The 8,619-nt window shown below is 52.6% G+C and carries 8 protein-coding genes; 5 read left to right on the forward strand and 3 right to left on the reverse strand.

Going from position 1 to position 8,619, the window contains the following annotated elements; translation table 11 throughout:
• A partial coding sequence (locus Q7J88_RS11605; protein ID WP_303722391.1) for a hypothetical protein occupies positions 1-327 on the reverse strand: 327 nt, incomplete at its 3' end.
• Between the two features lie 114 nt (positions 328-441).
• Positions 442-1,158 (reverse strand): bifunctional demethylmenaquinone methyltransferase/2-methoxy-6-polyprenyl-1,4-benzoquinol methylase UbiE, encoded by a 717-nt coding sequence (ubiE, locus tag Q7J88_RS11610; protein WP_303722392.1) that lies wholly within the window; start codon positions 1,156-1,158, stop codon positions 442-444.
• A gap of 129 nt (positions 1,159-1,287) precedes the next feature.
• Between ubiE and Q7J88_RS11615 the strand changes: the two genes are divergently transcribed.
• From Q7J88_RS11615 to Q7J88_RS11635, 5 genes are all read left to right on the forward strand, one after another.
• A complete protein-coding gene (locus Q7J88_RS11615) occupies positions 1,288-1,728 on the forward strand; it encodes a (deoxy)nucleoside triphosphate pyrophosphohydrolase (RefSeq protein ID WP_303722393.1) in 441 nt (146 codons plus the stop codon).
• 98 nt (positions 1,729-1,826) lie between these two features.
• Positions 1,827-2,144 (forward strand): DUF4212 domain-containing protein, encoded by a 318-nt coding sequence (locus Q7J88_RS11620; protein ID WP_303722394.1) that lies wholly within the window; start codon positions 1,827-1,829, stop codon positions 2,142-2,144.
• 25 nt (positions 2,145-2,169) lie between these two features.
• Positions 2,170-3,849: a VC_2705 family sodium/solute symporter gene (locus Q7J88_RS11625; protein WP_303722395.1), complete on the forward strand. Its 1,680-nt coding sequence runs from the start codon at positions 2,170-2,172 to the stop codon at positions 3,847-3,849.
• Positions 3,850-4,021: 172 nt separating this feature from the next.
• Positions 4,022-5,932 carry a putative nucleotidyltransferase substrate binding domain-containing protein gene (locus Q7J88_RS11630; protein ID WP_303722396.1) on the forward strand — a complete coding sequence of 637 codons (1,911 nt, stop codon included), beginning with the start codon at positions 4,022-4,024 and terminating at the stop codon, positions 5,930-5,932.
• A 14-nt stretch (positions 5,933-5,946) separates the two neighbouring features.
• Positions 5,947-6,795, forward strand: coding sequence for an MBL fold metallo-hydrolase (locus Q7J88_RS11635; protein WP_303722397.1), 849 nt, complete (start codon positions 5,947-5,949; stop codon positions 6,793-6,795).
• A 3-nt stretch (positions 6,796-6,798) separates the two neighbouring features.
• On the opposite strand, the gene Q7J88_RS11640 is transcribed toward Q7J88_RS11635, so the two are convergent.
• On the reverse strand, positions 6,799-8,379 hold the full coding sequence (locus Q7J88_RS11640) for a sensor domain-containing diguanylate cyclase (RefSeq protein ID WP_303722398.1): 1,581 nt from the start codon (positions 8,377-8,379) through the stop codon (positions 6,799-6,801).
• Positions 8,380-8,619 lie beyond the last annotated feature (240 nt).

The following is an 8,619-nucleotide window of genomic DNA, read 5'->3' on the forward strand; positions in this document are numbered from 1 at the left end:
CTCAATATTCTTTCTAGGGCAGGAACTGCCCGAAGTCACGCCCGTGGAGAATCCTCTGACGGCGGAACGGCTCGCAAGAGCCGGTCTACGAGTCATGGTTCGTTGAAACAGGAAGCTCCGTCGCTTGCGGCGGGGTAGTTCACAGAAACGGTCAGTCGGATCGGCCAAGCAATCGACCGCCATATAGTTGGTTCGGTCGCCACTAGGGCTCGTCGGGAGATGGAAACGCAAGGCGAGCTGAAAGGCATTGTCGCCACCGACATGCCACTGAAAGTGCCAAACAACTTCATCGGCCCTGAGCATCTCCCCAAAGGGTTCAGCCTTCATCCTCTAACCGAACAGGGATCGGATCGCTATTCAAATCGAAACGAAAAAAAAAGGAAGAGATTAAATTACGACTCTTCCTTTTCCGCTCTTTGGTTTTGCGTTACGCGACAACAATTAGGCGGCCGGTTTATCCCCCACATAAACGGTAGAGATCCCGAAGGTCAGATCACAATACTGCAGCCGCTGGAACCCGGCTTTACCCATCATCACCGAAAACTCTTCCTGGCTGGGAAATTCGATTACAGAATCAGGCAGGTACTGGTAGGCACTGCGCTTTGAGATCAGCCCGCCGATGGTCGGCAGAATTTTCTGAAAATAGAAGTAATAGATTTTACGGAACAGTTCGCTGCGCGGGTTGGAAAATTCAAGAATCACCGCACGCCCGCCCGGCTTAAGTACTCGAAACATTTCGTTGAGCCCTCCCTGCCGATCAACCACATTGCGGATGCCAAAGGCGATAGTGATGGCGTCGAACGATGCAGCCGGGTGGGGAATCGCTTCACAGGGGGCGTTGACCAGCATGATCCGCGAACCGTGTCTTGAGTTGTTCAGCTTCTGCTGGCCATGCACCAGCATCCCCTGGGTAAAGTCTTCGCCGACGATAGTCACCGACGGATCGCTCTGCTCTGCGACCTCCAGCGCAACATCACAGGTGCCAGTCGCTATATCAAGTACCCGGCCGTTTTTCGGCACGCTCAACTGGCTGACTGCAAAGCGGCGCCAACGCTGATCGATACCGAACGACAACAGGCGGTTGAGCAAGTCGTAGCGGGGCGAGATATCATCAAACATTTGCCGGACACTGCGACCTTTTTCGGACAACTGAAACATGGACAAACTCCTGGGCAACCTATATAAATACTACTCTGCCGCGTCTTGAAACGGGCATTCCAGATTCGTTTCGGTGCATGTTTCTATCACAGAGTAGGCGCGGGACCAACAAAAAACAGGTTAACAACGATGTCATTAAAGCAACTGAAATTGCCGGTTGCCGTCTGCGCGGCAGTCATAGAGAAAAACGGCAGATATCTGCTCACCAAGCGACCGGCCGACAAAAAACTAGGCGGGTTCTGGGAATTTCCTGGCGGGAAAATAGACCCGGGCGAATCCCCGCACGCTGCTTTAAAAAGGGAACTGCGTGAAGAGCTCAGCATTGAAATCTCCGTGAGATCAGTTCTGGAAACCGTTTACCACCACTATGAATGGGGCAATGTCCTGATACTTGCTTATCTCTGCCGGTGGGAAAGTGGCACGATCGAGCACCTTGAAGTTGCCGATCATGCCTGGGTAGGGCCGCAAGATTTCGGCGCTTACGATATTCTCGCTGCGGATCAGCCGATCTTGGAAAAAATTCAACAATCGAACAGTAAAAACCGCCAAAGAACCTTAGCTGACGAATAAAATGGGTTGTCAGGGTTAACATCTTGCTTCATTCTTGATGATTAATCGAACCAACTCTAATAAATGTTGATTTTTATTTATTGCAAGGAGGCAAGCGGATGGCCCCACGAGAAAGAGTGCATGTCAACTTTTTCGCCCCATCTACCGAAAGTATGAAAGCCGAAGTGTCCGTGGTGCGGATCATCCTCGCCGTGTGGGCCTTCTTGAGCTTCGGCATCCCGACCCTGATTTGGCTTGCCGGGCTCGGCGACCCGAGCGGGCTCGGTCAATCCTACTTTACCGAAGATCGCAGTGTACTTGGATTCCCGCTCCATTACTGGCTGCTAGCGCAAGGATGCACGATCGGCTTTGTTCTGCTCTGCAAACTCTATTGCACCCTCTGGGACCACTTGATCACACACCTGCAAAACAAATAATCTCACCGGTTCCAGGAGCTTTGAAATGAACAGAAACACCCTCAACCTGCTGCTGACATTGTTGCTTCTGCTGCTGAGCGCAAACCTTGCCACTGCGGCCGGCGAAGAGATCGACCAGATCAAGCACGGCTTCAAGATGGTTCCGGCGATCATCATGATCGCCCTGCTCTGTGTCTATATCGGCGTAGGCTTCTTGTCGAAGGTTTCATCTACCTCCGGTTACTGGGTCGCCAACCAAGGGATCGGCAAGCTGGGCAACGGAGCGGCGATCGCCTCCGACTGGATGTCTGCCGCCTCGTTCATGGGCGTCGCCGGCCTGCTTTATTTAAAAGGCTGGTTCGGTCTCGGCTACATCATCGGCTGGACTGGCGGTTACGTGCTGCTGCTCTGCCTAATCGCAGCCCAGATCCGGCGCTTCGGCAAATACACCATCCCCGAGTTTCTCGGCGACCGCTACAATAGTCATGGCGTTAGGATGATCGCTGCCTTTGTCACAGTAATCATCGCCATCACCTATTCCACCGCCCAATTCAAAGGGATCGGCCTGATCTGCGGCTGGATCTTCGGCATGGACTACACGATGGCCGTCTTCTTCGCTGCCGGAGTGGTCTGCGTCTACATGCTGATTTCAGGGATGGCCGGGGTGACGCGAAATCAGCAGATCCAATACGTGGTGTTAATTTCCGCTTTTCTGTTGCCACTCTGGTTCCTGATCAAGAAAGCTGGTGGCGCCGGATTTTTGCCACAGCTCGAATACGGCAATATCCTCGGCGATCTGATGAACGGCAAAAGCGCCGCAGGCCAACTGAGCGCAGAAGCGACCGAAAAGCTACGTCGGGATTTCCTGCCCTGGGGGCATGGCGATTACTACCACTTCCTGGCGTTGGTTTTCACCTTGATGGTCGGCACGGCCGGGTTGCCCCACATCATGATCCGCTTCTACACCGTCAAGAACGAGGACACCGCCCGTAAATCGGTGCTCTGGGGATTGTTCTTTATCGGCCTGCTCTACTGGTCTTCTCCGGTCTATGCTGTCCTTGGAAAATTCTGGAACCCGACCGGCGGTTCCGAAGTTGCCGATGTCATCATCCTCTCGGCACCGGAAGCCGCCGAACTCGGCACCGCCTTTATCGGCTACTTGGCTGCTGGGGCTCTGGCTGCCGGGCTATCGACCGTCGCAGGGCTACTGGTCGCCGGCGCCTCGGCAATCGCCCACGACTGGTACTCGACAGTCTGGCGACCAACCTGTAGCGACCGCCAGGCATTGAACGTCGGCCGCATGGTCACCGCCGTGCTCTGCATTATCGTCATCTTCTTTGCTCTCAACCCGATCGCTCTAATCGCCCAGATCGTCGCCATGGCGTTTGCCCTCGCCGGCAACACTATCTTCCCGGTGGTGGTGCTCGGCATCTGGTACTCAAAGGCGAACAAATACGGCGCACTGGCCGGGATGTGTTTCGGTCTCGGCATGACCCTGCTGGCGATGTTTGGCTGGAGCGCCAAGATCGCGACCTTTCACGGCGGCGGGCTGCTGCCTGCAACCTCCAGTTCACTGATCATCTGTCCGATGGCGTTTTTGATCAATATCGTCGTCTCCAACATCATGCATGATAAACTTGATGAGGACTCCATCGAGCGCAGCGACGACCTACTGCGCAAAATTCACAATCTGCCGGAATACAACGAAAACAAAAACTCGGTCTAACCACAAGATCGCAACTCGAACCGTCCCCGACCTGCCGTTTGCCGCCTTGAGGATTTTTATTACCTGCAAAGAATTTCGTGGAAAAAATTTGCCGCCCTAAATCGGTCCGTGTAAAATCAAATACGTTTATTTTCAGCCGATTCGCCACAATCCGCCAGAGGAACTCTTTAGCATGGGTATAATCCATCTCCGCGACAGTGAACCGTTCTGCCACCTGCCTGAAGTTCTTTTTCAGGAGCTGCGCGAAAGTGCCGTCAAGCGGACTTTCGGCGCCAACATCCACATCGTCAACCAGCACGATCAACCGACCGGCTTTCTCTATGTAATCATGGAGGGGATGGTCGAAATCACCACCAACGCCCCAGGAGGCGAAGAGATGGTGGTCGATTATCGAAAAGAGGGGCAGTTCTTCGGCGGCACCCCGATTTTCACCGGCGAACCATACACGGGAGGAGTACGCACCGTCACTCCGACCACCTGCTACCTGCTCCCCGAGAAGGCGTTGAAGAAGGTAGCCAAGGGATACCCACAGGTCAGCGAGTATTTTACCCGCATGATGCTGAGCCGGGTCCGCAGCCTCTACGCGGAGATCGTCAAGGAGCATACCAGTAACGCCGTCACCCAGATGGAGGCGTACCCGTTCAAAAAACGCCTTTCGGAAATCATGTCATCGCCGGTCGAAACCTGCGGTCCAGACACCTCGGCCCGTGATGTTGCAAGACAGATGACTGAAAAAGCGGTCAGCTCAGTGCTGGTTGTCGATGCGGGAGGACATCCCATCGGTATCATCACCGAGCGGGATTTGATCGCCAAGGTTATCAGCCCGGACGACACCGATTGCGACGTTATTCCCGCAGCCGAGGTGATGACTGCGCACCCGCATTCGGTTTCACCGCAAACCTATATGTATGAGGCGATGGCCTATATCACGGCCCACGGTATCAAGCATCTGCCAGTCGTTGACGACGGCCAACTGGTCGGCATAGTCACCATGCGAGAGCTGATGCGCTACCGCAGCCAGAAAGCGATGCTGCTGGTCGGTTCGGTCAACGAAGAAACCACCCTGGAAGGGCTGGCGTCGACAAAAAGGGAAATCCTGACCGTTGCCCGCGCTCTGCTGACTGAAACCCATTCAACCCCGGAAGTGATGGAAATCATCTCCTACATCCATCACAGTATCATCAAAAAGGTTTATCAGATCTGTTTCAAAGAGATGCTGGCTGAAGGATATCAGCGCCCAACGGTAAGATACTGCTTTTTGTTGATGGGCTCCGGCGGCCGGCGGGAGATGTTGCTCAACCCGGATCAGGATAACGGCTTTATCTTTGAGGACGTGTCGGATGAACGGCTGCCGGAGATCGAGCAGTTCTTCGTTCCCTTCAGTGAAAAGCTGGTCGCTGCGCTGGCCAAGGTCGGTTACCCCTTATGCGAGGGGAAAGTGATGTGTAACAATCCGATGTGGCGCGGCCGTCTGATCGACTGGCACAAGCGGATACACGACTGGGTACAAAACCCGGAACCGCAAAAAGTGCGCTACTCATCGATCTTCTTCGATTTCGTACCGCTGGAGGGAGATTCAAACCTCGCCCAGGCGCTACACGACATCGTCTTTTCAGAGATCCGCCGTTTCGAAGGTTTCCTCTACCACATGATGTCCCTTGATCTGCGCTACAAAGTTCCGGTCGGGCTGCTCGGGCGTTTTATAGTTGCCAAAGACGGGGAGCACAAAGGTCTGCTGTCGGTCAAGCAGGGTGGCAGCATCTACATCGTCGACTGCACCCGCATGTTCGTGCTGGAAAAAGGGATTCAACAGACCACCACTCAGGATCGGCTCAACATGCTGGTCAAACGCAAGGTCTTCGAAACCGACACGGCAGAACATATCAAAGCGGCGCTGGAAGCCCTGAACTTTCTGAGGCTACGCAACGAAATCGTGCAGTTAGAAAACGGGCAGAAGCCAAGCCACTATCTCGACCCGTTCCAGCTGTCGAAAAGTGAACAGGAATTACTCAAGGAAGCCTTTCATGTCGTCAGCAAGCTCCAGGACGCCACCAAACGGCACTTCTCGAAATCCTATATTTAATCATCGGATAGAACATGAAAATCCGCCTGACAATCCTTTGTGAAAACAGCGTCGAGCGGGTCAGTCCGGCGGGATTGCTCGGCGAGCATGGGTTTTCCTGTCACCTGCAGACCGAACAGGGGGACTACCTGTTCGATACCGGCGCCGGACAGACCATCCTTCTGAACAGCGACAAGCTGAACATCGATCTCACCAAGCTACAAGGGATCTTCCTCAGTCACGGCCATCTCGACCACACCGGCGGCCTGCGGCAGGTCCTGGAGCGTACCGGCCCAATCCCGATCTTCGGTCATCCAGATATTTTCCAGATTCGTCACAGCCGCAACGGTAACCAATTGCGCGCCATCGGCATCCCCTGGCATAAAGAACAGCTGGAAACATTGGGAGCCATCTTCCACTTAGACCGTTCCCCGCAGCAGGTGGGCACGCAGCTGACCCTTTCGGGCGAGGTTCCACGATGCAATGAATTTGAAACCGGCGATCCACATCTGATCATTCTTGATGAGCAGGGGAAGGAAATACCCGATCCACTGGCTGATGATCTGTCGCTGTTCATCGATAGCCCAAATGGTTTGATCCTCCTCCTCGGCTGCGCCCATGCCGGTGTACTGAATATCATCGAGCATGCCCGCAAGGTGACCGGACAGGACAAAATCTGCATGTTGATTGGAGGCACCCATTTGAAATTCAGCAACACCGAACAGCTGGAGGCAACTCTTGATCGTCTGGAGGAACTGAATATTGCGAAAATCGGTGTGTCTCACTGCACCGGCCTGCGTCAGGCCCAACAGCTGGCAGATCGGTTTGGAGAACGTTTTTTCAATGCCTCGGTTGGACAAAAAATCGTGGTCGATAACCTGTAAGACTCAGCCCTCGGCAAATGTGTACCTGTTTTTGCCGTGATTCTTCGAAACGTACATGGCTTGGTCGGCTCTTTTGAACAAAACGTCCTGATTTGTTCCATGAGCCGGGAAAAGAGCGATACCGATACTGGCACCGATAACCACCTCTCCCTGTTTTAAATGAAACGGCTCATGCAGCAGTTCGAGCATTTTTTCAGCACAAGTCTGAACCCCCGAACTACTGTTGACTTCAACCATTAATAGCGCGAACTCATCTCCCCCCAAACGGGCCAGAGTATCTGCTGAGCGGCAGCACCGAGCCATTTTCTTGGCCACCACTGTAAGCAACTCGTCACCGACAACATGCCCGAAATTATCATTTACTTGCTTGAAGCCGTCGAGAGCGATGTAAAGCAAAGCACACTGACGACCATGGCGCTTGGCATTTTCAAGCGTTTGCTTCAAGCGGTCAAAAAACAGCATTCGATTCGGTAGGCCTGTCAAACTGTCGTAGTGAGCCATATTGAGAAGTCGTTTCCGGTGGAGCTTCCTCCGAGTTATGAACAAGGTGAAAAACCATGCGACGACGGCAGCTCCAAACAAAAGACCGACAGTGAGTAGAAATAGATTATTCAACAAACTCTGTGTATGCGCAGTAATCTTTTCCGACGAGATAAACGTATAGATTTTCCAGAAATAAGGTTCGCTGCCACTGCGCTCATCAACAGAATTTTCCAATGGCTCAAGCGTGGTATAGGTATAAATTCCAGAGTCCGTCTTTACTTGCCCTGAAGGAGAAGCGAGCATCTGGCGCCAGACTTGTGGATTTTTCTTGGCAAAGGTTAAATGGGAACGTTCGTCAAACATGAAACCCCACGCGTAATTTGCTTGCGGGTGCTTCAGCCAATAACCATCGGAATTCAGCAACATCGTCTGCCCGCGGGCTACAGAACCGACATTCTGGATCAGATCGAGCAAATTCTTCCCCAGATAATTCAGCACCACAATTCCCCTCTTTTGTCCCTGCCGATCGAATACCGGTGCGGCAAAACGTATTACCGGCTTGAAGGGCACCTCCACTTTTTCTCGCTCAACATTCAGGTCGAGCGGCGAAATATAGGTTTGTCCCTTCGACAATGGATAAGTTTCGGCAAAATAGTAACGGGGGAACTTATTCTGCAGCTGCTTCGTTGTTACAATTCTCGGCCGACCGGCATTGTAATTGACCCGGACCACCTCCAAGCCGCTGTTCTCAATGTAACGGACCTTATCGTAAATTTTCTTGTTTCTGATAAAGAAGAGATATTCTTTTTGAACCGCAGCGAGGTGATCTTCCGTCGGTTGCTGCAGATAGGCTTGTAAAATATCCTGCCCGGCCAGAAAGTCCAAGTCACTGTGGAGCGAAGCAAAAAGGTTGCGGACGACCGCCCGTTGCAGATTCACAGAATGTTGTTCTTCTGCAAATAAGCGTTGTACATAATTCTGGCTTTGCAGCCGATACACCGCTGAGATCATACCGATCAGCAAAGAGCTTAAAATGGCGAATAAAAATAGGAACGCATTAAGAGACTTATTGCCTAATAGTTTGCGTTCGACATTGCTCATGTTGATGAGTTCCCCAGTTATACAATCGATTTACAAACCACAAATTTAGAGCAGTATAATAATTGTTTTCCTGCAAGTCTGCCGACAACGCGACGCAAATCGAGTAGGGTGAGGTGAGAATGAACTCACCTCATCCCTCTCACAGAACCGTGCGTACGGGCCTCGTACACGGCTCCTGTTCATTCTTCTCTCAATAGTTCTGAGGCAGATAACCCGTTTCCATTCTGCTCAGATCAAACA

Source organism: Malonomonas rubra (assembly GCF_003247215.1).
Taxonomy (GTDB): Bacteria; Desulfobacterota; Desulfuromonadia; order Desulfuromonadales; family Geopsychrobacteraceae; genus Malonomonas; species Malonomonas rubra_A.

Excerpts from the sequence above, each read along its gene's own strand:
- ubiE (WP_303722392.1), bottom strand. The coding sequence starts at position 1,158 with ATGTTTCAGTTGTCCGAAAAAGGTCGCAGTGTCCGGCAAATGTTTGAT.
- Q7J88_RS11615 (WP_303722393.1), top strand. The coding sequence starts at position 1,288 with ATGTCATTAAAGCAACTGAAATTGCCGGTTGCCGTCTGCGCGGCAGTC.
- Q7J88_RS11620 (WP_303722394.1), top strand. The coding sequence starts at position 1,827 with ATGGCCCCACGAGAAAGAGTGCATGTCAACTTTTTCGCCCCATCTACC.
- Q7J88_RS11625 (WP_303722395.1), top strand. The coding sequence starts at position 2,170 with ATGAACAGAAACACCCTCAACCTGCTGCTGACATTGTTGCTTCTGCTG.
- Q7J88_RS11630 (WP_303722396.1), top strand. The coding sequence starts at position 4,022 with ATGGGTATAATCCATCTCCGCGACAGTGAACCGTTCTGCCACCTGCCT.
- Q7J88_RS11635 (WP_303722397.1), top strand. The coding sequence starts at position 5,947 with ATGAAAATCCGCCTGACAATCCTTTGTGAAAACAGCGTCGAGCGGGTC.
- Q7J88_RS11640 (WP_303722398.1), bottom strand. The coding sequence starts at position 8,379 with ATGAGCAATGTCGAACGCAAACTATTAGGCAATAAGTCTCTTAATGCG.